Origin of the sequence: Flavobacterium microcysteis (genome assembly GCF_006385255.1) — a bacterium.
Lineage (GTDB): Bacteria > Bacteroidota > Bacteroidia > Flavobacteriales > Flavobacteriaceae > Flavobacterium > Flavobacterium microcysteis.
Genome location: NZ_VFJE01000056.1, coordinates 602,741 through 628,880, shown reverse-complemented (window position 1 = coordinate 628,880; position 26,140 = coordinate 602,741). Strand labels below are relative to the sequence as shown.

Genomic DNA, 26,140 nt, shown 5'->3' with positions numbered 1-26,140 from the left:
ATGTGACACCTCCTCTCGTTAAGGGTGCAAACTTATAAAATAATTACGAATTATGAATTATGAATTGCAAATTATTTTACAGCAGGCTTATAATTCTGCTTGTCAATTATTATTTTCGATAAAATTTCCTTCAAAATTTCAGACGTACCTCCTCCGATTGGCCCTAAACGGCTATCTCTTAGTAAACGTGCTAAAGGATATTCTTCCATATAACCATAACCACCTAGCATCTGCAGACAGCTATAAATGGTTTCATCAGCCACTTTGGTCGATTTTAATTTCGCCATCGAAGCTTCTTTCACCACATATTCTTTTTGGTTTAACCTGGCAACTGTTGAATAGTTAAATATTTTACAGTGCTCCACATCTGTTGCATGTTCAACAATAGTGTGTCGTAATGCCTGGAATTTGTCTATTGTTTTTCCGAATGCTTCACGTTCTGACATATAGCCTATGGTATATTCAATAGCATACTCTGCTCTAGCATGAGCATTAATTGCCATGATTAAGCGTTCTAGCGCAAAATGCTGCATGATATAAGGAAATCCTTTCCCTTCTTCACCCATTAAATTCTCTTCAGGGATCTCAACATTATCAAATGAAATTTCAGCAGTATCTGAAGCTCTCCATCCTAATTTATCCAATTTTGTAGCCGCTATTCCTTTTAGATTTGCATCTATCAAAAACATGCTTATACCTTTATTACCAGATTCCGGATTTGTTTTAGCCGCAACCACGTAATAATCTGCATAAACACCATTTGTAATAAAAGTTTTTGAACCGTTAATGATGTATTTATTGCCTTGCTTAACTGCCGTTGTACGCATTCCTGCAACATCACTTCCGCCAAAAGGTTCTGTAATACACAACGCCCCAATTTTGTCTCCTGAAATACTTGGCGCTAAATAGTCTTGTTTAATTCTCTCATCTCCTTCTGCATTTAAATGTGTCATTGCCAAATAAGCATGAGCCCACATTGCCGCCGCAAAACCAGATGATTTAATTTTTTGAAGCTCCTCTAAAAAGACTACCGTATAGAACAAATCCAGGTTCATCCCTCCATAAGCTTCAGGATAATTGATTCCGAAGAATCCCATTTCACCAAATTTTTTCCAAATGAAACGCTCGATTGTTCCTGTTTTTTCCCATTTTTCAATATGCGGGACTACTTCTTTTTGTAAAAAATCCTGCAGACTCTTTCTAAACAGTTCGTGTTCTTCAGTAAAATATATTGAATTCATATTTATAATTAAGGGTATTTTTATGTCATATTTTTTAGAATTCCAAATATAAAGCAATTATTTTTATTTTTTCAACAGGAAATCCCTTAACTTTTGTTAAATCCTCAATGCTTAAAACCCCATTATTCATGCTTCTGTAAGTTACTATTTCCCTATTGAGTGGATATCTAAAATACGGAAAATGAGACAGTTCTTTCATAGACGCATCATTTATCTTTATTTTTTTGACCTCAGGTGTTGATCCTACATAAAACTGCGTATTGAGCTTTTCAATAACTTCTGGCGACAATCCCCATACATCAGCCATCTGTTCCATGCTGACAAAGGCTCCAAACTGTTCTTTTTGTTTTAATATTCGTTCAGACAATCCTGGTCCGATACCGTATATTTTCATCAAATCTTCTTGACTGGCTTTGTTGATATCAATAAGCACTATTTTCGCTTTTTTGAACGGTTGCTGGTTCTCATAAACAATATCATTTTTCTTATTTTTAACCCAATCCGGAAATTTAAAATAGGGAGACATGACCTGTAATAATGAATCGGATATTTTTGTTACTGCCTGAAACTCTTGTACAGAGTTTACATATTTGTTCGCCTTTCTGAATTCAAGAAGCCTGTCGATTTCAGCTGTAGACATTCCTAGCTTATAGCCTTTATAGTCGGTAATGAAATTGGGATTAAAAGGATACATTACCGGCTTGGCCGTTTTTGCAATTTTAAGGGAATCTATTTCTGATTGCAGGGAAAGCCACTGCTGTTTTTCGGGGGAATTATCTTCCTTAATAGTTACGTCGATACAGTAACTGCCCAACTGTATTGCCAATATAATAAAAAGCAGTACAAAAATACCGGTACGCTGTCTGGAATCAAACTTAAAGAAAGACTTGTTTGTTGGCATGTAAAAAATTTAAGTGGCGTAGAAAAGGAAAAAGGCAGGATAGTAAAACTACAAATCAAAAACGGAGCTTCGTTTCGTATAGACCAGGTCTTTTAGCCTGACCAGAAAAGCGAGTGTGAGATAGACTCCAAACCAGAGACCTACGGTAAAGAAGGAAATATAGATAAAAAACAACCGGACACTCGAAGCCCTCATTCCTAATCTGTCTGCCAGACGGGAAGAAACTTCAAAGCCATGCTTTTCAAAAAAGTGCCTGATGTTTGTTATAAACGACATATTATTTGATATCTAAAGTTCAAAAGTAAGCATTTCTATTTTTCCGCACTTATTATTTTTCAGCTTTTCATCAGCTCCATCCCTATCCCACATTCCAAACAACGTTTCTTGTTGCAATATTCATTTTTGAGTTGTAACAAAGCTTGTGTTTCATAAGCATTGTTTACAGTAATTCCAAAATCTTGAAACTTATCAATAATTATATTTTTCTCTGCCGAAATTTCCCTAAGCAATTGCACGATTTCCTCTGAAATATCATTCCCGAGATATGCTGCATGGGCAAATTTTAGCGGAACAACAGTATTGATAAGCAATAAATCAATAAAGACGTTCGTAAGTTTCTTCTCTTTTTTTCGGCTTTGCCTATCAAATTGATAATGGTCGCTCCAATAGTCAGAAGCCGACACATTAAAGAGTTTGTAAAATTCGGCAAGCGACTTGCTTTCTATTACTTCTGAAAACAAACCTGGCCTTGAATGATAGAGATTAGCCAATTGCGAAAGTCGTATAGTTGGAAAATTACTGGGACGAAGTCTAAAAAACTGCACTGGGTCCAGGTATATTTTTTTCAAAAGATGCTTATGTCTTAAATAGTCCCATCGTTCTTTCAAATCCAGAAAATAAACATCTTCGTTTTCATTATCAAGTAATCCGGCTCTACCGTAAAACAAAGCTTCCAAATTTCTGACTTCAAAACTTTCTTTTCTTATTTTCTGAAAAGGAATAGAAAGCGCTATCTTTAAGAAGGTTTCTCCATTGCTGTTTAACCCGAAGTTTTTTGCCAAAAGACAGAACAATAAAGCTTCCCAATCATTTAAGGTTTCTGAGAATGTTTTCCATATCAATAGGGATTTTTTCTCAAGGCGTTCAAAAAACAGCCGCTCTTTCCAATTATCCAGCACAAAACCATCTACTGAAGCAATTTGTTTTTCGCAAAAAAGCCAAGTCTTATCCAACATTAGCGACTGGTAATTTTCCAGCATTTTTTTCGGGACATAGTTGCTGAGTTCCAGAACGGCAAGTTCCGTATTGTCTTTCCTAAAAACCTCGGTGTCGTGTTCCCAAACCACATGAAGGATTACATTGTCATAATTGGGATTGGTTTCATGGCTATGCAAATACCAATCTGACGACCGACAATGTATTTCAACATTCCCAGCCCATTTCTGGGTTCCTATGATAATTTGGGCATTAAAAAAATCCGGACCGGCTTTTTGAAGGTAGAGACCCGAACTAACAATTGTTAATTTCTCTCCTTTGGTAGTTTGTAATCTGGCAAGATCAAACTTTTTGAACTGCCAGAGAAAATGCAGAAAATCTTCTCTCATCTATATGGATTTTAAATCAGTATTAGGCGTATATCATTCAAAAGATTAACTAATGTAGCAAATATTATCTAACAAACAAATCTATCTTTGCGATACTAACTATATGAACCATGAAATACTGCTTCTTAATCGTTTTTGCTTTTTTCACGATTGCTTCTTCAGCTCAAAAAAACAGCAAAGCTTATAAAATAACCTATTCCAGAAGTTCTAACGGAAAAACCGTTGAAGGCCAGGATCCTGTTTTAGTTTTTTCTGATACCAACGAGGCCGTTATTACCTCGGTAAACAATATCACAGGCAAGGCTGAGTATCCTTTTGAAGAGACTCTTATTACTCCAAATTCCAATAGTGTCATTCAGGTGGCCAATCTTTCAGCTACAAGAAAAATCTTTACTATTGATAGCCTTTCATTAGGAAAACAAACTTTTGAGATTGGAAATGAAACCCGTTCTATTTTAGGATATAAATGCAAAAAGGCTAAAACCATTATCAATTCCAACACTATAGAGTTGTGGTTCACAAACGACCTGAACATTAAAGGCGCACCTAGCGTTTTAGGTCAGAAATTAGGACTGGTACTCGAAATGAATCGTAACAACAATTATATCATCACGGCCACTAAAGTTGAAAAAATAAAATCCATCCCGAGCAACCTATCGTCGTTAAAATTTAATTTTTCTGCTACCGATGCTTTAACCTACAGAGACCTGCTCTGGAAGAGCCGCTTTACTACAATTCCTGTTTTTGAAGACGAGATTATCAATTTTTCCGATGCATCAAAATCAAACGACAGCATTCTCAGATTTGCCAACGGAACAATTATCCTGAAAAAAATCAAATTCCCTGAAATCAAATCAGGTAGTCAGGTTTTTGTTGACTTGCAAGAACAATCTAATGGAGATGCTTATGACAGAACCGGAACCGTTTTCGCCATTCCTGCCAACGAAAAATTCACTTTTATGGATGGACTAAAAAACGGAGCTAAAACACTTCCTATATATGAAAACGGAAATGGGAAACACTATCAGGGCGTAATAAAAACAGATGAATTTTCTCCACTGTTAGAATTGATGCGTTTCTTTACTCCTTTCGGTATTAAACAATATGGACATATACAGTTAAAAGACAAAACTTGGCATGAAAGCGTGCCTTACCGCCAGGACATTTCGGAACTATCTTCAGCTTTAAGCAATCAGGAGGTTTACATAGGAACATTTATTGGAAATTATGACAAAGGCGGACACAAAATAAGCATGAACATCACAATTCATGGAGAAGAAAAACAGCAGCCTAAAGACACATTTGTGCTGCCTCTTTTCAATACGACCAACATTATGGAAATGGCCGGACAAGAATATGCAACAATGTTTAATAATGAGAAAGGACTTGTGGTAAATTTCACATTGGAAAAAGACATAAAAAATGCCAAGCTACGCTACATTACAACCGGACATGGTGGATGGGAAAATGGAGATGAGTTTGTCCCGAAGAAGAACACGATTCTTTTAGACGAAAAAGAAGCTTTTAGCTTTATGCCTTGGCGAATGGACTGCGGTTCTTATCGTCTTTTCAATCCGGCTTCTGGCAATTTCAACAATGGCTTATCGTCTTCTGATTATAGCCGTTCCAATTGGTGTCCGGGAACCGTTACTAATCCCATGCTTATTGATTTAGGCGATCTTAAAGCAGGGAAACATACTATTCAGGTAAAAATCCCACAAGGCCCTAATGAAGGCGGAGGTTTTAGCTCCTGGAATATTTCTGGTGTTTTAATTGGAGATTAAAAGACTGTTTTCAATAAAAAAGCCTAACAGAAATGTTAGGCTTTTTTTATTTATCTAAAGTATTATTTTATAGAACCGATGATATCATATTTGGTGATAATGTGATGTTTTCCGTTACCTAAATCAACCAATACAGCTTGATTGTCTTTACTGAACAATTTAGAAACTTCTTCAATTGAAGTTCCCAATTTTACAATTGGATAAGGTTTACCCATTACATCTTTAATCGGCTTATCGGCTACATTTTTATCTGAAACATAGCTTTGGAATAAATCAGTCTCATCAACCGATCCTACAAAACCATTGATATCGATTACAGGGATTTGTGAAATTTTATATTTACGCATTCTTTCAATGGCATGAGAAACCAATTCTTCTGTACGTACTACCACAAGCGGCTTATCAATATGATCTTTGATTACATCTTCTGCTTTTGTAATTTCTTCATCAAGAAATCCTCTTTCACGCATCCAGTCATCGTTGAACATTTTGCCTACATAACGACTTCCTGAATCATGGAAAAGAACTACAACAACATCTTCAGGCTTGAAGTGCTCTTTTAACTGCAAAACTCCTTTTATAGCTGATCCGGCAGAGTTACCTACAAATATCCCTTCTTCCAAAGCAATTTTTCTAGTATAAACTGCAGCATCTTTGTCGGTTACTTTTGTGAAACCATCAATTAATGAAAAATCAACATTCTTTGGAAGGATGTCCTCACCAATTCCTTCTGTGATATAGGAATAGATTTCATTCTCATCAAAAATTCCGGTTTCATGATATTTTTTAAATACTGAACCATAGGTATCAACTCCCCATATCTTGATATTAGGATTTTTTTCTTTCAGGAATTTTGCAACTCCTGAGATTGTTCCACCTGTTCCTACTCCCACAACAAAATGAGTAATTTTACCTTCTGTCTGTTCCCAAATTTCCGGACCTGTTTGCTCATAATGCGCTAATGAGTTGGACGGGTTATCGTACTGGTTAACATACCAAGAATTTGGCGTTTCTTCAGCTAGTCTTTTAGAAACAGAATAGTAAGAACGTGGATCTGTTGGCTCAACATCTGTTGGGCAAACGACTACTCTTGCGCCTACAGCACGAAGAATATCCATTTTTTCTTTAGATTGCTTATCTGAAATTACGCAAATCAGTTTATACCCTTTAACAATAGCACCCAAAGCCAATCCCATTCCAGTATTTCCAGATGTACCTTCAATGATAGTTCCTCCCGGTTTTAGACGTCCGTCTGCTTCCGCGTCTTCAATCATTTTTACGGCCATTCTATCCTTAACCGAGTTACCAGGATTGAAAGTCTCAACTTTTGCCAAAACCAAAGCATCCACTTCTTTGGTGACCTTGTTTAGTTTTACTAAAGGCGTGTTTCCTATAGTTTCTAGTATATTATTTGCGTATTTCATTTATAATCTGTGATTTTTAAGCTACAAAGATAGGAACTACAAAATTAATTACGAATTATGAAGTATAAATTATACAGCACACATTCTGTGTATGAAATCTAAATAAGCTGTTTGTCTATAAAATTTTATGAGAAGAAGTTCCAAACCAATCCGAAACGCACGATAAAATCGCGGTATGGATAATTAGGTGCAGAATAATAGTTTTTATCCCCAAAGCCGGAATTGAAATGTTCTGCTTTTAGATAAACTCTTGTGTTACGAATCTTAGCATTTACAAAAAAATCAAACGTTGGGAAACCTCCAACCTCTCTTTTGGTCTGTATGTAAAAGTCGCCAATAACCGGATTGTAGTCGTTTGCATAATATTTTGAGAAATAGCTGAATGTTATACCTGTCTGTAAAAACATCGCTTTTTTGAAAACATGCGTAGAATAATAAAGTGTATTTCTTGTGACTAATTGGGGAACATTCAATATATCATTATCCTGATCAACTTTTTGATAAAGAACCGTGTTGTCAAGTGCCCATTTTCTAAACTTGAATTCTTTAGAGACTTTCAAGGACAGATAATTGATTGCCTTTGAATATTGGCCTGGCTTGACTGTTAATGTATCTTGGGTTGTACTTTCATTAAAAAAATACAAATGATTCTTCAAACTTGACACTTGTAGCGAAGCGTTTGCCCATTGGGTGTTTGCGTTAACGGTGAGACTATTTATCTTTTCATTTTCAAAATTATTAGCCCAATTATAATCTACATAACTGCTTTGAAAAAGATTAAATATATGATCTGGCACCTTACTTAGATTTTGATACTGGAAGTGCACATTATTCTTTTCATCAAACTTATAGGATAAGTTAGCATCCAATGTAGATGCTTTTTGTTCAGAAATTGAACTTGAGAACAAAAACCTTCCGTTCCAGTTATTTTTTTGATAGGTATATTGCCCACCCACTACATTAAATTCATCCGACAATTGGTTTCCAATTGTATAAGTCGGGCTCTGTATAATTATACGGTTATAGAAGTAATTGTATCTGAAATCTTCAATAAAAAACTGGAACTGACCTAAAGTGCTATTTTCATAAGTCGCTCCTACTTTATTATACATCCTGTTATAACGGGTCTTATCGTTTATGTTGCTTGAACGGTATGACTCTCCAAATCTTGACAGCCTGATAGTTCCTTGTGCCGGCGTAGTAATAGTAGTAACAACTGTTGGCTGTGTATATTCAAAAAATTTATTTTCGTAATTCAGCTGGTGATCAACATAAAGGTTATTCGCACTTTTGTTGGCATTGACTCTAAAATGATGGTCTACAAAATAACGATTCCCTTTTAGAATAGAAGTCGCATCTAAAAAGTACACGTCCAATCTTGCCCTATTATCAAATTCACTATCACCTCCTTCAAAATCTTCAAGGCTTACGATACCACCATTTTCGCCATTTGTAAGATCCTGTCCTGTAAAATGTGCTTTTAAGAAATACCTTTCGTTTGAGGTATTATAGCTGGTCATAAATTTAAAATTCCCGTTGCTCGAAAGCTGATTTACATATTTCCCCAAGGAACGCAACCCTCTGTAACCAATCGAAAAATTAAGTCTCTCTGAAGTATTTAAAGTAATAAAGGCATCAATCATCTGACCTTGTTCCATAACAGTCTTAAAATAAAGTTCTGTCATAGGCGTGGCGACATTATAGTATTTTATATCGTCTACTTCAAGATAGTTAAAATGTTTTCCTGCAAATCCAAACCCCGGGTAGGCCGTGACTTTATTATAACCGTAATCAAGTGTATTAAAAGTTTGTCCTTCGTTAGAAAAAGGCAGTAGTCCAAAATTATCTTTTCTTAAATAATTGAACTTGTATTCTTTCCGTATCGTTAGAGAAGTATCAACATAGGTCGTATCATGTTGCAAAGTGACAATCTTGTACATATCAATCGTAGCAATAGTATCACTTTGGGTTGGTACAGCTAATTGCCCTTTTTTGTCCTTGCTCGCAGCAACCTTTTCTTTTGTTTGCGGATCTTTTGTTTGCGCAAAGACAAAAAGAGGTAATAATAAAAATAGCGCTACATAAAAAAACTTTGCCATTCAGATACAATTTGAGCAAAGATACTTTTTTTAAGTAAAATAAAAACATAAAAAAACCCGCTTTAAAAGCGGGTTTTATATATCATCTAACCGATTATTGTTTGATGAATTTTTTTGTAACTGTCTTATCTTGACTTGCAAATTTTGCAAAATAAACACCAGATTGAAGTCTTGAAACATCAATAGAGTTTGATGACAAATCTTTGCTTGAAATAACCATTTTTCCAGTAACGTCATAGATTGACACATCAGACAAAACGATAGAATCTGCAACAGCGAAATTTAAGCTATTAGCAACCGGGTTTGGATAAATTGATATTGCATTATCAATTTTAGCCGTTTCTTTTGTGCTCAATACTTGTGGACCAGAAACAATCAATGAAAAATTTTGCGAACCGCCAGTCAATGTTCCTTTGTGTGTCACTACTATATTGTAGGTTCCATTTGGATTATCAACTTGTACTTTCTCATAATTATCTCTGAAATTATCTTGAGCTCTTGATGGTTCACCACCAAGATTAGATGGATCTAGTGTCCATGGAAAGTAAGTAGTATTATCAGTTTTCACCACTCTTACATCCAAGTCATTAACAAGATTCAAAGTCGCTAAATCATTGGTTCCATTATTAGCTGTTCCAGCTCTATCAGTCCAAGAAATAGAAACAAACAGAGGAGTTGATCCATTAGCGGAAATTGTTCTTGTATAGGTTTGACCATTGGTTAAAGTCAATTCATCAATAACAGCTGTTCCTGCATTTTTATTTGTAATCAAAGTTGCCGCTTTTTCAGCGTTTAATAATCCCCAACCAAATTCATAATCCGGACCAATATAAGCTCCTGCTTCATCAGCTGTATGCAACAACAAACCTTTAACAGTAGCCGCTCTCATATAGTTTGGAGAAAAAGTATTATGATAATGTTGTTGCATCAACAAAACAGCTCCTGTTACAGCAGGCGATGCCATAGATGTACCGCTCATAAGTCCAGATGCTGTATCAGATGTATCTAATGTCGATCTAACGTTTACTCCTTTAGCTACAATTTCCGGCTTAATTCTACCATCATCTGTAGGTCCCCAACTACTGAATGAAGACATTACAACACTTTCAGGACTTGTATAATTACTCACTTGGTTTACAGCTCCTACAGTTAGGAAATTTTTTCCATTCTGCATTCCTCTTACTAAATTATACCCTCCTTTTTCACTCAAATATGGGCCAACAAGTGCATCACCAAAATCATTTCTGTCATTTCCTGCAGCCGTAACTCCAAGGTAAAAAGGTGCGTTGAAAGCAATTAAATCGAATGATCTGGCTCTAGAATCATACGCTCCAAATACCCATCTTGCGTTTTGTCCAATCCAATAAGAATGGTTAGAAACTAGCATTCCATCAGCTGCCTCATCAGCCATTTCAGCATAATCATTATTCCAATCATAGCTATCAACTGATGCATCAAAAGCAATACCTTTCAAAGTTGCAGTAAGTCCTTGCGCAGCAATAGTACCTGTAACGTGAGTGGCATGATCATCTAATTCTGCTCCGTCAATAATATTTACTTTATTGTTAGGGAATTCAACGTGAGTAGTTCTAGCTCCACCGCCATCCCAAACAAATCCTTTCATCCCCTGGCCTTGTACATTCAACCCTAAAGCTCCACCTGAATATAATCTATTGGTACGAATAGTTGCAGATGAGCCTGCGTTAGATGTTACATAATAAAGTACTTCTTTCCCGTCTAAGACATCATACATTTCTTTTTTGGTAGACTTGTCCTTTACTACTCTAGTAGCTGTCGGATTTTTCAGCAAATAGTCATTGATTCTTTCTTGACGTTCAAGATATTCAGCCTGAAATTGTTCTTTCAACAGTTTCAGTTCTGCAACATTAGTATTTTCTATTACTTCCTTCAACTTTTCCTTTGATTGAGAAAAAAGTATTCCAGAAGAGAAAATACTAATCAAAACATAAAAATATTTCATAGTAAATAATTTAAAAGAATTCCAAAAATAATTAAAAAAGGCGATATATCACTTTTAATTCGAAATTTAACATTCATTAAAAAAAATAAAAAAACCGCTATAAGTTTCCTTATAGCGGTCTTTTTTATGTAAAATAAACAATACTATTATTGTTTTACAAACACTTCTTGTTGAACTCCAGCCGTTAGACCAGTAAGAGTATAATACTCTATCCATAGAGTCATTCTACCTGTACAACCATCAATTCCAGAAACTTGAGTTGGTGAAGCTGACATTCTTGCCCAAATAGCAGGACCTCCAGGTCCATTAGTAAGTCCCGTATCTTTAGGAGGGAAAGTTATGTTGTTATCCTCATCATATGTTAATACAAAAGGAGTGTCATAAAAATCTGTAATCACAATAGTGTTAGGATCAGTACCAGCAACAATTTCATTGACTGCAGGCCCATCTAAAAACCATGTATTACTATCAAAAGTACCAGCAAAATCAGCTGCAACTACAGGACAAAATTCATATACAAATACAGTTATGATATCATTATCTGTAGTTTCATTTGCTCCTAAACCAGACAGTTTAAAAACAAATTTTTTGACAGTTGCATCAACAAGACCATTATCTGTTCCTGCAATTGCAAGAGTACCAAAACGCTCATTAGCAGGAATAGTAAAAGTTGCCGGAATGCTATAAGTAGCCGTATTTGCATCAGACACATCAGTTATAACTGACACATTGTAAGTTCTTACAGCACTAGATACACTACTAGATGCAAATTTAAGATTCAAAACAGTGCTTGCATCTCTAGGAACACGCAAATCATAAACAGTATTTTCAAAACCGACAAAAGTCTTCTTACTATCATACGTTACCTCGTCAGGATCTGAGCAGCTTATAAAAGATGCAACAGAGATTAATAGGATAAAAAGTTTTTTCATAACAATAAATTAATAATTAGGGTTTTGAGCAATTGTAGGGTTTGCTGAAATTTCAGACCTAGGGATTGGCAAAGTGAATCTGTAATCACTAGCAGGCAAAGAAGTAGGAGCGCTAAAAGAAAAAGCATCATCAGCCAATCTACTAATACCAACGTTAATTTCGTTACCAATACGTTTTAAATCCAAATATCTATGACCTTCAAAAGCAAACTCTTTTCTTCTTTCATTTAGAATATCAGTTAAAGCTGCATTCAAGTTAGCATAAGTAGGTACTGGATTAGCTCCCGTAAGTCTTTGTGCTCTTAATTGCTGAACATCAGTAGCTGCACCAAGTAAATCATTATTTCTAGCTTTACATTCAGCAAGAATCAACTTCAATTCTGCAAATCTAAATAACTTAATATCATTGATTCCAGCTCCGTCGTTACTTCCAGGATACTTAGTAATTGGAAGCTCACCTCTACCTATGTCATTAGAACCTCCAAAAATAACAGTTCTTCTAATATCAGCTGCTGTAAATAAGTTATACAACTGAAGTGATCCATAAAACAAAGGGTCAATTGCTCTACCATTACTATCATAATTAAAATAGAACAATGAAGTTACTTGATTATTACGAAGAACTCTTGACAATTTAAAAGCAGATTCACCAGCAGCATCTGTAGTACCAAACATTTGTGCATATATAGTTCTACTAGCAAGCGCATTTCCAGGTGTTGTCAATATCGTATTTGCTATAGACTGAGCAGTTGGATAGTCACCTTGAAGCAATGCAAGTTTACATGAGATAAAATCAATTGCAACAGGTCTTAAATACATAACTGTATTGTATGCCGTTAATTCAGCAGGAATTGTTTCTCCTGTAAAAAGCGGTGTAAGAGCTTGCACTATCAAGGCTCTACCTTCAGTCAAATCTTGTTTGATAAAATCAGTAATCTCTCCAACAGTATTTCTAGGAAAAACATCAAAAGTAGAAGCAGGTACAAAATCCATCTTAATAACACATGGACTTGCAGCATTCTTATAATCTACAGTAAAATACTGGAATAAATCAAAATGACATAATGCTCTTAAAGCTAATAAATGACCTTTAATCTGATTAGCTCTTCTTTTTTCAGGATCTGTAAATCCATCATATAATCTATCATAAGCTCTCAAAACCCTGTTAACTCTGTTGATAGTAGCATATCTATTACCCCATACAGACTCAGGCATATCAGAGTTAGGTTGCATCAAAAAGTTATATTCTTCAGAACCTTGTCCGTTATTGCTTTTTCCTTTTCTTATATTATCGGTAAACAAATCATTAAAGATAATAGCGTCTCCACCAAAATCAGGTCCATAAGCAGCATATGCTCCATTTAAACCAGATGCCAAGTGTGCAATGGTAGTAAAAGCCTCCGGATCTTCCACTTCATTATCTTGTCTAATATCATATGCATCTGAGCATGAGAATAGCATCAAGAAAAAAATTGGTAATAATAATATCGATTTTTTCATATTCTTTTTTTTAAAAATTAATTGATGTTCCAAAAGTAAATATTTTTGGAGTTGGATACTGACCTCTATCAGTAGATCTAAAGTTAGATTCAGGATCCCAGCCTCTCCAAGAAGAGAAAGTAACGATATTTTCAGCCTGGATAAAGAAACCTAAACCTTTTAAGAAAGTTCTACCCAATTGGTCTGAAGTAAAGTTATAGCTTAACTTAATGTTTCTCAATCTCAAGTAAGAAGCATCTTCTAGATATCTGTCTGTACTGTTAATGTAATCAATTTCATTATATCCGTGACCAACTCTTGGTATTGAAGTGATATCACCTGGAGTCTGCCATGCTTTAAGCATAGTTACAGATCTGTTTCCATCATCTAATGAACCTGGAGTTCCATTTTCTAAAGTTCCTAAATCCAAGTTGTTTCTGTAGATATCAGCAACAAAACTCCACTGAGTATATAATGAGAATCCTTTGTAGCTAACGTTTGTATTGAAACCTCCTTGCCAAACTGGATATTGAGATTTTCCTGTAAACACTCTATTAGCGTCAGTAATTGTTTCTGTTAATCCACCATCTGCAGTGTGGAATAATGGGTTACCGTTTGCTGGGTTAACACCTGCATATTTCACTACATAGAAAGAACCAATAGATTCACCTACACCTAGAGCTGTCGACCCTCCTTCAAATACTAAACCGTTTGTTGTAGGCGGTAATTCAGTGATTTTGTTTTTGTTGTAAGACACGTTACCTCCAACAGAGAAATCCCAATCTTGGTTTTTGAAAATATTATAGTTCAAAGTCAATTCGATACCTTTATTTTCCATACCTCCAATGTTTGTACTGATGCTAGTAGCTCCTTGTACAGCTGAAATTGGAGAACTTTGGTAAAGCTTATTAGTCTCTTTCTTATAAACATCGATACTACCATTTAATTTATTCTGCCATAGTCCGAAATCCAAACCAATGTTTGTTTGTTTGATTTCTTCCCATTGAACTGATGGGTTTTCTAATTGTGATAAAACTGTAGATGGTGTACCGTTATAACCAGTACCAACAGCATACAATGTACGTGGTAAGCTCAAAGCAGCATATTGAGTATTACTTACTCTTTGGTTACCAGAAGTACCATATGATCCTCTTAATTTCAACATGTTGAATGCTGAACCTTGCATGAAGCTTTCTTGATCGATGTTCCATCTACCTGCAACAGACCAGAAAGTACCCCATCTATTATCATCAACAAATCGGAAAGTAGCATCTCTTCTTACGTTTGCACTAATTCCATATTTTTCAGAATAGTCGTAATCAACTTGTCCAAAATAAGAGAACAAACCTTCCTCAGATTTAAATGATCCAAGAGCAGTTGGGATATATGGAGGCAATTGTTGCCAAGATTCAATAGTAGTTGACGGAATGAAAGCTGCCGAAGTACCAGTAAATCTAGAATCTAAACCTCTTTTTTGGAAATTAAATCCGTTATAGTGAGCTTTGTAATATTCAGTATACAAACCAACATTCAATGAGTGTTTGTCATTAAACACTTTGTTATATTTCAAATAAGTAGTATTATTAAATCTAAAGTCTCTTGTACTTGACTCTTCATGTATACCACCATACTGAGCACGAGCATCAACCTGGAAAGGCCCTAGTAAACTCAACGGATCAGTGATTTCTTTAGTACTAAATCCTGAGAAATCCACACCCATGTTAATTCCCACAGAGAAATTATCATTGATTTTATAATCAGCATTAAAGTTAGCTAAAATCTTAAGTTCATCCTCAATATCAGAGTTCATTCTAGATGAATTCAACAATACTAAAGGAGCATTCTGCACTGAAAGCGCATCTGTATCACGATAAGGCAATACTGTATTAGGATTAATATAAGGTAAACCTCTAATAGCGGCAGTAAAAGGAGCAAAGAATATTGCATTTGAACCTGCCCCATCTATACCTGAACTTCTAGAGAAGTTAACGTTGATATTTGATGTATAAGTAAATTTCTCATTATCAGATTTTCCGTTGAAATTATTTCTAAAGTTAAATCTTTTAAAGTTTGTATTGATAAAAATACCATCCTGATCCATAAATCCAAGAGAAGTAAAGCTTCTTGAGTTTTTAGAACCTGAAGAGAATGAAATATCATGTTGTTGAGTAACACCAGTTCTGAAGAAAACATCTCTCCAATCAGTATTAATTTTAGCCGCATCAGCAAGCTCAGCATCAGTCATACCAGCTCCTCTTCCATCGTTATATTTTCTCTGGAATTCTAACAACTGTCTAGAACTCATTACATCAATATTGAATTTCTGAAGTTCAGTCATACCGTATTGTCCACGATATTTAATCTCAAGGCTTTGCCCAAATTTAGCACTCTTAGTGTTAATTACAATAACACCATTAGCTCCTCTGTTACCATAAATAGATGTAGCAGCAGCATCTTTCAAAACCGCAATAGATGTAATATCGTTTTGGTTAATAGATCTGAATCCATCCTCATCAACAGGCATACCATCAACAATAAATAAAGGCTCAATGTTACCATTGATAGAACCAATACCTCTTAAGATGATTGTACTATCAGCACCAGGCTGACCGCTACCAGTACCAATGTTCAAACCAGCAACCATACCTTGAAGGTTTTGGATTACAGAAGCATTTGATCTTTCTTCTACTTCATCCATACTTACAAAGTTTACTGCCGCCAAACTCTTAGGTCTTTTGGTATTTGTATACCCAGTAACAATTACTTCATTAAGCATCTCATCACTTTCCTGCATAGACACATTTACGGTGCTAGAAGCCCCTACAGCTGCAGTAGAAGTTTTATAACCTACGAAGCTAAACTGTAAAACCTCGCCCTGACTTGCAGAGATGGAATATTTACCATCAAAATCAGTTTGTGCTCCACGAGTTGTTCCTTTAACTACAACATTAACACCCGGTAATGGCAAGCCCTGACCATCGGTAATTGTACCAGAAATAGTTTTCTCCTGTGCGAAGGAAAACTGCATTGAAAACGCTAGTAAAAGCGCAAAAATCCATTTGAACTTAGATCTCATATTTAAATTTATTTGAGTTAGTTATCTTGCAAACTTCTTAATAATTTCTTAAATAAACAAATATTACTTCGGAATAATATTTTTATTAACGCTAAAGAAGCCCGATATTTCAGATTTATGCAGATATCTCGCATATTAGACGCGCAAAATTCAAAAGGTTGCGTCATTTTTTATATTTTTGCTAAAATTCCGAAATGTTAATGTTACTTAATAGTTATTCTAATTTAAAGTTTGAATGCGGAACAGACGAGGCTGGGCGAGGTTGTCTTGCCGGACCTGTAACTGCTGCTGCATTAATTCTGCCTGAAGATTTTCTTAACGAATTATTAAATGACTCTAAGCAATTGTCAGAAAAAAACAGAGATTTCCTGAGACCTATCATCGAAGAAAATGCGCTTTGCTATTCAGTAACCCATATTGAGCCTGAAATTATTGATAAAATAAACATACTCAATGCTTCAATACACGCTATGCAGGAATGCATAAAAAAATTGAATCCTATACCTAATTACATTATTGTAGACGGAAATCGCTTTAAACCTGTAGCCAACATACCGCACAGCTGCATTATAAAAGGTGACAGCAAATATTTGAGCATTGCCGCAGCCTCAATTTTAGCAAAAACTTATAGGGATGAGTACATGAATCGGATTCATGAAGAATTCCCAATGTACAATTGGAAACAAAATAAGGGATACCCCACGAAAGAACATCGGGAAGCTATAAAAAAATATGGCGCAACAAAATACCATAGAATGTCGTTCCGCCTATTACCTGAGCAATTGGAAATTGAATTTTAAACAGTCACCGCTTTAAAAGCAATAAACTGCGATTCGAAGAGTTCTGTAAAGTGTGTTTTTATTTTCTCTTTTACTTCCTCCAAATCCATTTCTTCCAAACCTAGCTCAACATTTAAAGAAGTTACTGCTTTGCCTCGAATGCCACACGGAATGATATTATCAAAATATCCCAAGTCTGCATTTACATTTAAGGCAAAACCATGCATTGTGACCCATCGTGAAGCTCGTACTCCCAAAGCACATATCTTTCTGGCAAAAGGCGTACCTACTCCCAACCAAACTCCGGTCTCTCCCTCACTTCGGGTCCCCGTAAGTCCATAATCTGCCAAAACACGAATAAAAACTTCTTCCAGAAAACGCAAGTATTTATGGATGTCGGTAAAAAAGTTTTCCAAATCCAAAATAGGATAACCTACAATTTGGCCGGGACCATGATAAGTAATATCACCTCCCCTGTTTATCTTATAAAAAGTCGCTCCTTTATTCTCTAATTCTTTTTCACTCAAAAGTAAGTTATTAAAATCGCCACTTTTCCCTAACGTATAAACATGCGGATGCTCAACAAAAAGGAAATAATTCGGAGTCTCAAGATCCAACTCTTCTCTTCTGTTTTTTATTTTTAAATCAAGAATATCTTTAAAAAGGCTTTCCTGATATTCCCAAGTATCCTTATAGTCTTTCCGGCCTAAATCCAGAAGTTGTATCTCCTTATTCATAATCTAAACTTTGACAATACAAAGATACAAACTTAAACACCATAATTCACGCCACCCAAAACCCCTAAAACACCAACAACAAAACTTTCTAATATTAACAAATTATCTATATTAAATTTATTTTTTTTAAATTTACATTAATACATTATTAATCTATAACCCCTAAACAGTATTATTATGAATTTGAAAACTACTTTAAAAAATCAAAAAAAACATTTTGCCCGTAATCGGTTTCATAACATGAAACTCATTTTCGGTCTTATGTTTTGTACATTGGGATTCCAGGCACACTCCCAATACTGTGAACCTTTATTGGATTGCACAGATGACGACCTAATTCTGAATGTTTCAATAGGGACATTGACAAATGCAAGTACCTGCGGCGGTGGCGGGTATAACAACTTTACAGCGCTAGCAGCCCCAAATCTGAATATCGGATCTTCCTATCCTATCTCCGTGACCGTAGGAGACGGCTGGTCTAACGAATCTGTGAGCGTATGGATAGACTATAATGGGAATCAAATTTTTGAAGCTTCAGAATTTACCTATATTGGCACAGGAAGCGGCAATACTGTAACCGGAAACATCACAATTCCTGCAACTGTATCAGTGGGAACAAAAAGAATGAGAGTTCGTGTAGCAGCTGTTGGAGCAGCAGCAGCCACAGACGACCAAGCCTGCGACGAAGAGTCTGAATATGGCGAAACAGAAGATTATACTGTAAATATCCAACCAGCTTTAGGAATTGACGACATCAAGAACCAGAACCAGCTGGTAATATCAAATTCAAATGACTTTTTGAACATCAACAGTTCCCATGCATTAATTGACAGCATAGAACTATATGATCTTACCGGAAAACTGATTTATCAAAAAGCCAACATTGGCAATAATTCATCAAGCTTGGACAGCTCGTCACTGGGTAATCAAATTTTAATATTAAAAATATTAACTTCCGACCAAATAGTGCATGTCAAAAAAATAGCCAACTAAATTCGGCTTAAAATTTTACTTTAAAAAGGCTGCTACTTAAATGTGCAGCCTTTTTTTATCTTTTTCATTTTTTTGATTTTCCGGCGTACCAACTTTTAATTATCTTTGCACCCTTAAAATTAACACTATATGCAACTTTCAGAACAAGAAATCATCAGAAGAGAAAAGTTGGGAAGGCTGAGAGAACTCGGCATCAACCCATATCCGGCCAATTTGTTTCCAGTGTCACACACTTCGAAACAGGTCAAGGACACTTTTGAAGAAGGAAAGAAAGTGATTGTTGCAGGGCGTGTCATGAGTACAAGAATTCAGGGAAAAGCCTCTTTTGCATCTTTGCAGGATAGCGAAGGACGTATTCAGATTTACATAAATCGTGATGAACTTTGCCCTGGCGAAGACAAAACACTTTATAACGAAGTGTTTAAAAAACTAGTCGACTTAGGCGACTTTATTGGCGTTGAAGGCAGCTTATTTACGACACAAGTAGGTGAAAAATCAATCCTAGTGACCAATTTCACTTTCCTAAGTAAAACACTTCGCCCATTGCCATTACCAAAAATCGATGCTGAAGGAAACCTGCATGACGGATTTACGGATCCTGAATTGCGTTACCGTCAGCGCTATGTTGATTTGGTAGTAAATCCACAAGTAAAAGAAGTTTTCGTAAAAAGAACAAAGCTGTTCAATGCCATGCGTAACTTTTTCAATACCGCTGGATATATGGAAGTAGAAACTCCGGTATTGCAATCTATACCAGGTGGAGCTGCTGCGAGACCTTTCATTACACATCACAACTCCTTAGACATTCCTTTATACATGAGGATTGCTAATGAATTGTATCTGAAAAGATTAATTGTAGGAGGTTTTGATGGCGTATATGAATTCTCTAAAAACTTCAGAAATGAAGGAATGGACAGAACTCATAATCCTGAGTTTACCGCTATGGAGATTTATGTAGCTTACAAAGATTACAACTGGATGATGGAATTCACAGAAAATCTTTTGGAGCACTGTGCTGTAGCAGTAAATGGAACTCCTGAAACCACATTTGGAGAACATAAAGTAAGCTTCAAAGCGCCTTATGCTCGTGTAACAATGACCGATGCTATCAAAAAATACACTGGATTTGACATTTCCGGAAAAACGGAAAAAGAAATTTTCGAAGCTGCAAGGTCAATGGGAATTGCAGTTGACGAAACAATGGGTAAAGGAAAATTAATCGATGAGATTTTTGGTGAAAAATGTGAAGGAAACTTCATCCAACCAACTTTCATCACTGATTATCCAAAAGAAATGAGTCCGCTTTGCAAAGAGCACCGCGACAACCCGGAACTTACAGAACGTTTTGAGCTAATGGTCTGCGGAAAAGAAGTAGCAAATGCTTATTCTGAATTGAACGACCCAATCGACCAAAGAGAACGATTTGAGGCACAGCTAAAATTGTCTGAACGAGGCGATGATGAAGCTACACAGTTTATCGATTACGACTTCTTAAGAGCTTTAGAATATGGAATGCCTCCTACATCAGGGCTAGGAATTGGAATGGACAGATTGATAATGTTCCTCACCAATAATGCTTCTATTCAAGAAGTATTATTCTTCCCGCAAATGCGACCTGAGAAAAAAACAGTAGAAGTTGAACTTACGGCAGAAGAAAAAGGAATTATCGAAATCCTGAAAGCTAACGAAAACGCTATGTCTTTGAACCTATTAAAAGTCAAAGCTGATTTAAGCGGTAAAAAATGGGATGCAGCTATGAAATCTCTTGCAAAACACGGTTTGACAAAAGTAGCTGTTAATGGTGAGGATAAAATAGTCCAGTATATCGGATAATACGATCATACGCAATATATTTAGAAAGACTGTTCCTTGGGACGGTCTTTTTTATTATCTGGATAATATTCACCATTAAAAACCACTAAACCTGTTAAAAAATTTCATAACCGGCAATTTTACAATTATATTTCTTTGATTTTAGTTTTAAAAGATTTAGATTTGGTTTCTTAAACCTAATCAAATTCAGCTTTTATGAAAAAAATACTTACTATTCTTACTTTTTTCCTTGCTTTCACCATTGGAGCTAGCGCACAAGAATCTCAAAAAGATCCTTACAAAGCTGCCCAAGCAGATTTTACCGCTTTAAATACGGCAATACCTACTAAGAAACTGGAAAGAGAGTTAACAGATATATTTTATACTAAACATAAAACTTTAGTATCTCAAACCAATATTACTGCTGAGGAAAAAGCACAACTTTCTTCAAAAATTGAAGCAAAATTGACTGAAGTTCTATCTCCAGAACAATTCAAAAAGCTAAAGGCAAATCAACAACTCTACAAAAAATTATTGAATTAATTTTTTCAAGAATCATATTCAAAAAGCCCGCTTAAAGCGGGCTTTTTTATTTTAAAATCTTAAATAAATGAGAAATATGCGTTAGTGATTAAACCTTTTTTTACTGCAACGGTCTTATTATCAAACTAAAAATTTAAAAAGAAAAGATTATGAAAAAAATGTTTGCAATTGCAGTATTGATGATAGGAATGACATCATTTGCACAAGAAAAGCCGGCTGGCAAGAAAATGGACAAGGCTAGAATGGAAAAGTTAACTCCGGAACAACGAAATGAGCAGCACCTAAAAAAACTGACTAAAGATCTTGGACTAAACGATTCTCAGCAAAAACAAATGGCTACGCTACTTTCTGAGCAGTCTGCAAAAAGAGAATCTAAAAAAGCGGAAAGAGAAAAATTAATGGAAGCAAAACGTGCTGAAAGAAATGAAGAAATGAAAGCTTTCGATACTAAAGTTAAAGCCATTTTAACACCAGATCAGTCTAAAAAATGGGACGAAATGAAAGCTGAAAAACGTGAAAAAGTCAAAGAAAAAATTCAAGAAAGAAGAAAAAAGGCTGAAAAAAAGTAAGCAAGCATTGAATGTTTTTTGAAAATATCGTATTTTGGCTTCAAATTTGATATTATATTATCCAAACAAATTCATTTAATCATGAAAAAATTTATTGCTACTCTATCGGTATTTTTTGCATTCACGATCGCTTCATTTGCACAGACAAGTCCAGCTGATCTTGCAAAAAAAGATGTTGCTTCCTTATCTGAAGTAGTAACATTAAGCGAGCAGAATAAAGCTACTTTTATGGAACTTTTCAAAAAGAAACATGAAGCATTATCAAAGCCAGGACTTCCTGATGACAAGAAAAAAGTCATTTACAAATCGATTGACGCTAAACTAAGAGGTACTTTAAGTGCGGAGCAGATGGCAAAAATCGACAGCAATCCTGAATTATTAAAACAACTGACTCAGTAATTTCTGAGATTTAATACAAAAAAGGCTTTCCAAATGGAAAGCCTTTTTTATTTAGAATTGCTTTGATACTTTATCGACAGCATTTATAGTAAAATCTAAGTCTTCATATGTCAGCGCATCGGTTATAAACCAGGTTTCATAAGCTGAAGGGGCTATATAAACTCCTTCTTGTAACAGTCCATGGAAGAATTTTTTGAAATATTCATTATCTCCATTTGAAGCCGATTGCAAATCGGTTACCGGTTTTTCATCAAAATGCACCGAAATCATCGAGCCTACTCTGTTAATCGTAAACTTGATTCCATTGGCAGTTAGCTTTTCTCTTATGCCTTTCTCCAAATAGGCTGTCTTTTCGTCCAATCTTTTAAAGATAGCAGTATCTGTATTGAGAGCCTTTAGCATTTCAAGACCAGCAGCCATTGCTAAGGGATTTCCAGATAATGTTCCCGCTTGATATACAGGCCCGACCGGAGCCAAATAATTCATAATTTCGTTTCTTCCAGCAAATGCACCTACCGGAAGTCCACCGCCAATTACTTTTCCAAAAGTTACAATATCCGCTTTTATATTAAATAGCTCTTGCGCTCCACCTTTTGCAAGGCGAAATCCAGTCATAACTTCATCAAAGATCAATAATGCGCCGTTTTCATCACAAAGATTCCTTAAAGCCTTTAAAAAGCCTTCTGACGGAGGAATACAACCCATATTTCCTGCTACAGGCTCTATAATTATTGCTGCGATTTCGTTTTTATTAGCCTCGAATAAGTCTGCCACATTCTGAATGTCGTTATATCTGGCCAACAAAGTATCTTTTGCTGTTCCTTGTGTTACTCCGGGACTATTTGGAGCGCCAAAAGTAATGGCTCCACTTCCTGCCTGAATTAAAAACGAATCAGAATGCCCGTGATAACAGCCAGAAAACTTGATAATCTTATCTCGCTTTGTATAACCTCTTGCCAATCGGATGGCGCTCATACAAGCTTCAGTACCTGAATTTACAAAACGAATTTTATCAATATTTGGAACCATAGAAACCGCCAATTCTGCAATTTCGGTTTCTAAAGCAGTTGGCATACCGAAAGAAGTCCCTAGTTTAGCCTTCCCAATTACAGCATTGACAACAGGATCATAAGCATGACCTAAAATCATTGGCCCCCAAGAGTTAATATAATCAACCAATCTGTTTCCATCTTCATCATACAGATAGGCTCCTTTGGCAGATTTAACAAAAATAGGTGTTCCACCAACAGCTTTAAACGCTCGAACCGGAGAATTAACTCCTCCAGGAATTACTTTTTCAGCCTCAGCAAAAAGCTGGCTGCTTCTTTGATATAACATATTTTTACTTAAGAACCCTGCCAGGATTTGAAACCCTGGCAGAGCTAATTAACAACTCCAGCAGGTGTTTGGAACCCTGGCGGGGTTAAGATTAAATTATTTTACTTTTATATATTGTCCAATCGAAATTGCATTATCCGCAAGGTTATTTAGTCTTTTCAAATCATCAACTGTGGTGTTGAATTTTTTTGAAATCGAATATAAGGTGTCGCCTTTGGTTACTTCATAAAAACCTTCTGTATTGCTTGGTCTTGTTGTATTTGTATTTACAGCTACCGGTTGGCTTTTTTGAATAGGCGTAAACTCCACACCTAAAACCTCTGCATCATATTGATGTAAATTGTATCGTTCGATATAGCTGATCAACTTATCCGGATACTTTGGATCTGTTGCATATCCTGCAGCTTTCAATCCTCTTGCCCATCCTTGATAATCACCTTTCTCTAACTTGAAAAGGCTCGCATAGCGGCTTCTTCCTGTCAAAAATTCCGCATGGTCTTTGTAGGATTCTGCAGGATCGTTATACTTCCTGAAACACTCCTGCTCGGCATCGTCGTCATGACGAACACTTTCTCCTGTCCATCCATTATGGCATTTAATTCCGAAATGGTTATTGGCCGTCTTACTTAACGTTCCAGACCCGGCTCCCGATTCCAAAATACCTTGAGCCAGAATAATACTTGCCGGAATTCCGTACTGCTTCATGTTTCCTTTCGCAATGTCTTTGTATTGCAAAACATATCCATTCACCACATCGCTATACACGATTGTTTTTGAAGTCGATTCAATAACTTCAGTAGTACGACCTGAACCAGATTTGGTAGTTGACACTGTTTTTCCAGTGTGAGATTTTCTTGTTGCTACTTCCCTTTTCGGCTTATAAGCCGCTTTTTTTGTTGTAGCTACCTTTGACTTTGAAGAACCGCAACTAGCCAGTGTTGCAATTGCCAATAGAAAGAAGATTTTTTTAAACATTGATCTTTATTTTGGGTAATTGTTTATTCTCTAATACCGTATTCATTCCTTGAATGCCCTGCAACCCACCCGTGTGAATTATCAGGATTTTTGAATTGTTGGGAAAATAGTTTTTCTCAATCAAGTCTAAAACACCAAAGACCAGCTTACCAGTATAAACGGGGTCTAACGGAACATTATTATCCTGATAAAAATTATTTATAAATTCAATCAGTTCTAAATTGACTTTTCCGTAACCGCCGAAATGATAGTCAGCAATCAGCTCCCAATTTTCATTTGAGGCAAATTTACGAATTTCTTTTTTTAGGAAATCTCCTTTTAACGCTGGAAAACCCAAAACTTTCTGATGTGGCAATGCCGCATTACTAATCCCTGAAATTGTGCCTCCTGTTCCTACCGCACAGCAGATATAGTCAAATTGTGCATCTTCCGGAACGAGGATTTCTTCACAGCCTTTTACTGCCAATTCATTTGTTCCGCCTTCCGGAATAAGATAAAAATTGCCGAACTTATTCTTTAATTCGCTCTCAAATTTCGGGTTTTCTTTATCCGAATACTGCGCTCTTGAAACAAACTCAAATTGCATGCCGTTTTCTTGTGCGAATTTCAGAGTTGGATTTTCATCAATTTTCTCTCTTAATTCATCACCTCTAATAATGCCTATGGTTTTAAAGTTGTTTTCTTTTCCTGCAAAAGCAACGGCAGCGATATGGTTAGAAAAAGCACCTCCAAAGGTCAGCAACACAGAATACCCGTCTTCTTTAGCCTTTTGCAGGTTATATTTGAGCTTTCTATATTTATTTCCCGAAACAAAAGGATGAATGAGATCTTCTCTTTTGACGAAAACATCAATAGTATTCTTTTTTAATATCAATTGATTTTTTACCTCAATCATATAACATTTAGGTTTAGGATATTTATAAATACTTTCTAAAACCCCATAATTTTCTGCCTTTTATATAATTCAGATTAAATTCATTAGAATAGGCTTCTCTCTCAAAACTAATATTCCTATAAGCCATGTTCTTATTTTTATATTGAATCAGCCTTATCCCATATTCTATAAAATACCACAGAAAAAAAGGAATAATCAAAAATTCCAATTGCTGACGAATGTGAATCTTTTCATGATTTACCAACACTTTATTTGCCCTATCAGGAGGGTTTCTTAGAATGACAAAAGGAAACAATGTTATGCCGCGATAGCCTTTAGGAATTAAATATCTAGAAACGATTAGAAACATTCATTATAAAGTTTATAAATTTGTATTTATGAATGAGCAAAATAATGAAAATAAATTAAAAGAAGGCGAAGATTTTTATTATACGCCCGAAGGATACAAATGCTTTACAGAAAAATTCCATTTAAAAAGAGGCTATTGCTGTAAAAGCGGATGTCGCCATTGTCCCTACGGATTTGACAAAAAAACAGGCACGAATCGAAAATAAGAATCATATTTCTCAGACTAAAAAA

The 26,140-nt window shown here is 35.6% G+C and carries 23 protein-coding genes; 8 read left to right on the top strand and 15 right to left on the bottom strand.

The window, feature by feature from the left end:
- Positions 1-71: 71 nt before the first annotated feature.
- The 4 genes from FJA49_RS16425 to FJA49_RS16410 are packed head-to-tail and all read right to left on the bottom strand — an operon-like array spanning position 72 to position 3,746.
- Positions 72-1,241 carry an acyl-CoA dehydrogenase family protein gene (locus FJA49_RS16425; protein ID WP_140002254.1) on the bottom strand — a complete coding sequence of 390 codons (1,170 nt, stop codon included), beginning with the start codon at positions 1,239-1,241 and terminating at the stop codon, positions 72-74.
- Positions 1,242-1,275: 34 nt separating this feature from the next.
- Positions 1,276-2,142 carry a ComEA family DNA-binding protein gene (locus FJA49_RS16420; RefSeq protein ID WP_140002252.1) on the bottom strand — a complete coding sequence of 289 codons (867 nt, stop codon included), beginning with the start codon at positions 2,140-2,142 and terminating at the stop codon, positions 1,276-1,278.
- A gap of 48 nt (positions 2,143-2,190) precedes the next feature.
- The gene (locus FJA49_RS16415) at positions 2,191-2,418 is read right to left on the bottom strand and encodes a hypothetical protein (RefSeq protein ID WP_056071361.1); all 228 of its coding nucleotides are present in this window, start codon (positions 2,416-2,418) and stop codon (positions 2,191-2,193) included.
- Positions 2,419-2,477: 59 nt separating this feature from the next.
- Positions 2,478-3,746 carry a DUF2851 family protein gene (locus tag FJA49_RS16410; protein WP_140002250.1) on the bottom strand — a complete coding sequence of 423 codons (1,269 nt, stop codon included), beginning with the start codon at positions 3,744-3,746 and terminating at the stop codon, positions 2,478-2,480.
- 110 nt (positions 3,747-3,856) lie between these two features.
- Here FJA49_RS16410 and FJA49_RS16405 point away from each other — a divergent pair, with 110 nt between their 5' ends.
- A complete protein-coding gene (locus FJA49_RS16405; RefSeq protein WP_140002248.1) occupies positions 3,857-5,530 on the top strand; it encodes a GLPGLI family protein in 1,674 nt (557 codons plus the stop codon).
- A gap of 62 nt (positions 5,531-5,592) precedes the next feature.
- Here FJA49_RS16405 and FJA49_RS16400 read toward each other — a convergent pair whose 3' ends face one another.
- The 6 genes from FJA49_RS16400 to FJA49_RS16375 all read right to left on the bottom strand — a co-directional run bounded on the left by FJA49_RS16400 (position 5,593) and on the right by FJA49_RS16375 (position 16,521).
- A complete protein-coding gene (locus tag FJA49_RS16400; protein ID WP_140002246.1) occupies positions 5,593-6,954 on the bottom strand; it encodes a pyridoxal-phosphate dependent enzyme in 1,362 nt (453 codons plus the stop codon).
- 125 nt (positions 6,955-7,079) lie between these two features.
- Positions 7,080-9,053 (bottom strand): putative porin, encoded by a 1,974-nt coding sequence (locus tag FJA49_RS16395; RefSeq protein ID WP_140002244.1) that lies wholly within the window; start codon positions 9,051-9,053, stop codon positions 7,080-7,082.
- A 94-nt stretch (positions 9,054-9,147) separates the two neighbouring features.
- Entirely contained in the window at positions 9,148-11,034 is a 1,887-nt protein-coding gene (locus FJA49_RS16390; RefSeq protein WP_140002242.1) for a S8 family serine peptidase, read from the bottom strand.
- 146 nt (positions 11,035-11,180) lie between these two features.
- Positions 11,181-11,966 (bottom strand): hypothetical protein, encoded by a 786-nt coding sequence (locus FJA49_RS16385; protein WP_140002240.1) that lies wholly within the window; start codon positions 11,964-11,966, stop codon positions 11,181-11,183.
- Positions 11,967-11,975: 9 nt separating this feature from the next.
- Positions 11,976-13,466 (bottom strand): RagB/SusD family nutrient uptake outer membrane protein, encoded by a 1,491-nt coding sequence (locus FJA49_RS16380; protein ID WP_140002238.1) that lies wholly within the window; start codon positions 13,464-13,466, stop codon positions 11,976-11,978.
- Positions 13,467-13,476: 10 nt separating this feature from the next.
- Entirely contained in the window at positions 13,477-16,521 is a 3,045-nt protein-coding gene (locus tag FJA49_RS16375; RefSeq protein ID WP_140002236.1) for a SusC/RagA family TonB-linked outer membrane protein, read from the bottom strand.
- Positions 16,522-16,721: 200 nt separating this feature from the next.
- Between FJA49_RS16375 and FJA49_RS16370 the strand changes: the two genes are divergently transcribed.
- On the top strand, positions 16,722-17,321 hold the full coding sequence (locus tag FJA49_RS16370; RefSeq protein ID WP_140003016.1) for a ribonuclease HII: 600 nt from the start codon (positions 16,722-16,724) through the stop codon (positions 17,319-17,321).
- Here FJA49_RS16370 and lipB read toward each other — a convergent pair.
- On the bottom strand, positions 17,318-18,037 hold the full coding sequence (gene lipB, locus FJA49_RS16365; protein ID WP_140002234.1) for a lipoyl(octanoyl) transferase LipB: 720 nt from the start codon (positions 18,035-18,037) through the stop codon (positions 17,318-17,320). The two genes, FJA49_RS16370 and lipB, sit on opposite strands and share 4 nt — an antisense overlap.
- Before the next feature lie 240 nt (positions 18,038-18,277).
- On the opposite strand from lipB, the gene FJA49_RS16360 reads away from it, so the two are divergent.
- The 5 genes from FJA49_RS16360 to FJA49_RS16340 all read left to right on the top strand — a co-directional run bounded on the left by FJA49_RS16360 (position 18,278) and on the right by FJA49_RS16340 (position 22,353).
- Positions 18,278-19,030, top strand: coding sequence for a GEVED domain-containing protein (locus FJA49_RS16360; protein WP_158629497.1), 753 nt, complete (start codon positions 18,278-18,280; stop codon positions 19,028-19,030).
- A 129-nt stretch (positions 19,031-19,159) separates the two neighbouring features.
- Positions 19,160-20,863: a lysine--tRNA ligase gene (gene lysS, locus FJA49_RS16355; RefSeq protein WP_140002230.1), complete on the top strand. Its 1,704-nt coding sequence runs from the start codon at positions 19,160-19,162 to the stop codon at positions 20,861-20,863.
- Positions 20,864-21,058: 195 nt separating this feature from the next.
- Positions 21,059-21,385 carry a hypothetical protein gene (locus FJA49_RS16350; RefSeq protein WP_140002229.1) on the top strand — a complete coding sequence of 109 codons (327 nt, stop codon included), beginning with the start codon at positions 21,059-21,061 and terminating at the stop codon, positions 21,383-21,385.
- A gap of 149 nt (positions 21,386-21,534) precedes the next feature.
- Positions 21,535-21,954 carry a hypothetical protein gene (locus FJA49_RS16345; RefSeq protein ID WP_140002226.1) on the top strand — a complete coding sequence of 140 codons (420 nt, stop codon included), beginning with the start codon at positions 21,535-21,537 and terminating at the stop codon, positions 21,952-21,954.
- 81 nt (positions 21,955-22,035) lie between these two features.
- Positions 22,036-22,353 carry a hypothetical protein gene (locus FJA49_RS16340; protein WP_140002224.1) on the top strand — a complete coding sequence of 106 codons (318 nt, stop codon included), beginning with the start codon at positions 22,036-22,038 and terminating at the stop codon, positions 22,351-22,353.
- Between the two features lie 51 nt (positions 22,354-22,404).
- Here the strand turns inward: FJA49_RS16340 and hemL are convergent, their stop codons facing one another.
- The 4 genes from hemL to FJA49_RS16320 form a co-directional block, all read right to left on the bottom strand.
- Positions 22,405-23,691, bottom strand: a complete 1,287-nt coding sequence (gene hemL / locus FJA49_RS16335) for a glutamate-1-semialdehyde 2,1-aminomutase (RefSeq protein WP_140002222.1) — start codon at positions 23,689-23,691, stop codon at positions 22,405-22,407.
- A gap of 96 nt (positions 23,692-23,787) precedes the next feature.
- Complete coding sequence (locus tag FJA49_RS16330; protein ID WP_140002220.1) at positions 23,788-24,666, bottom strand: glucosaminidase domain-containing protein; 879 nt, start codon at positions 24,664-24,666, stop codon at positions 23,788-23,790.
- Positions 24,659-25,561 (bottom strand): 1-aminocyclopropane-1-carboxylate deaminase/D-cysteine desulfhydrase, encoded by a 903-nt coding sequence (locus FJA49_RS16325; protein ID WP_140002218.1) that lies wholly within the window; start codon positions 25,559-25,561, stop codon positions 24,659-24,661. Before FJA49_RS16325 ends, FJA49_RS16330 begins: the two co-directional genes overlap by 8 nt.
- Before the next feature lie 22 nt (positions 25,562-25,583).
- Positions 25,584-25,910, bottom strand: coding sequence for a hypothetical protein (locus FJA49_RS16320; protein WP_140002216.1), 327 nt, complete (start codon positions 25,908-25,910; stop codon positions 25,584-25,586).
- Between the two features lie 28 nt (positions 25,911-25,938).
- Between FJA49_RS16320 and FJA49_RS18470 the strand changes: the two genes are divergently transcribed.
- Positions 25,939-26,115 carry a DUF5522 domain-containing protein gene (locus FJA49_RS18470; protein WP_158629496.1) on the top strand — a complete coding sequence of 59 codons (177 nt, stop codon included), beginning with the start codon at positions 25,939-25,941 and terminating at the stop codon, positions 26,113-26,115.
- Positions 26,116-26,140 lie beyond the last annotated feature (25 nt).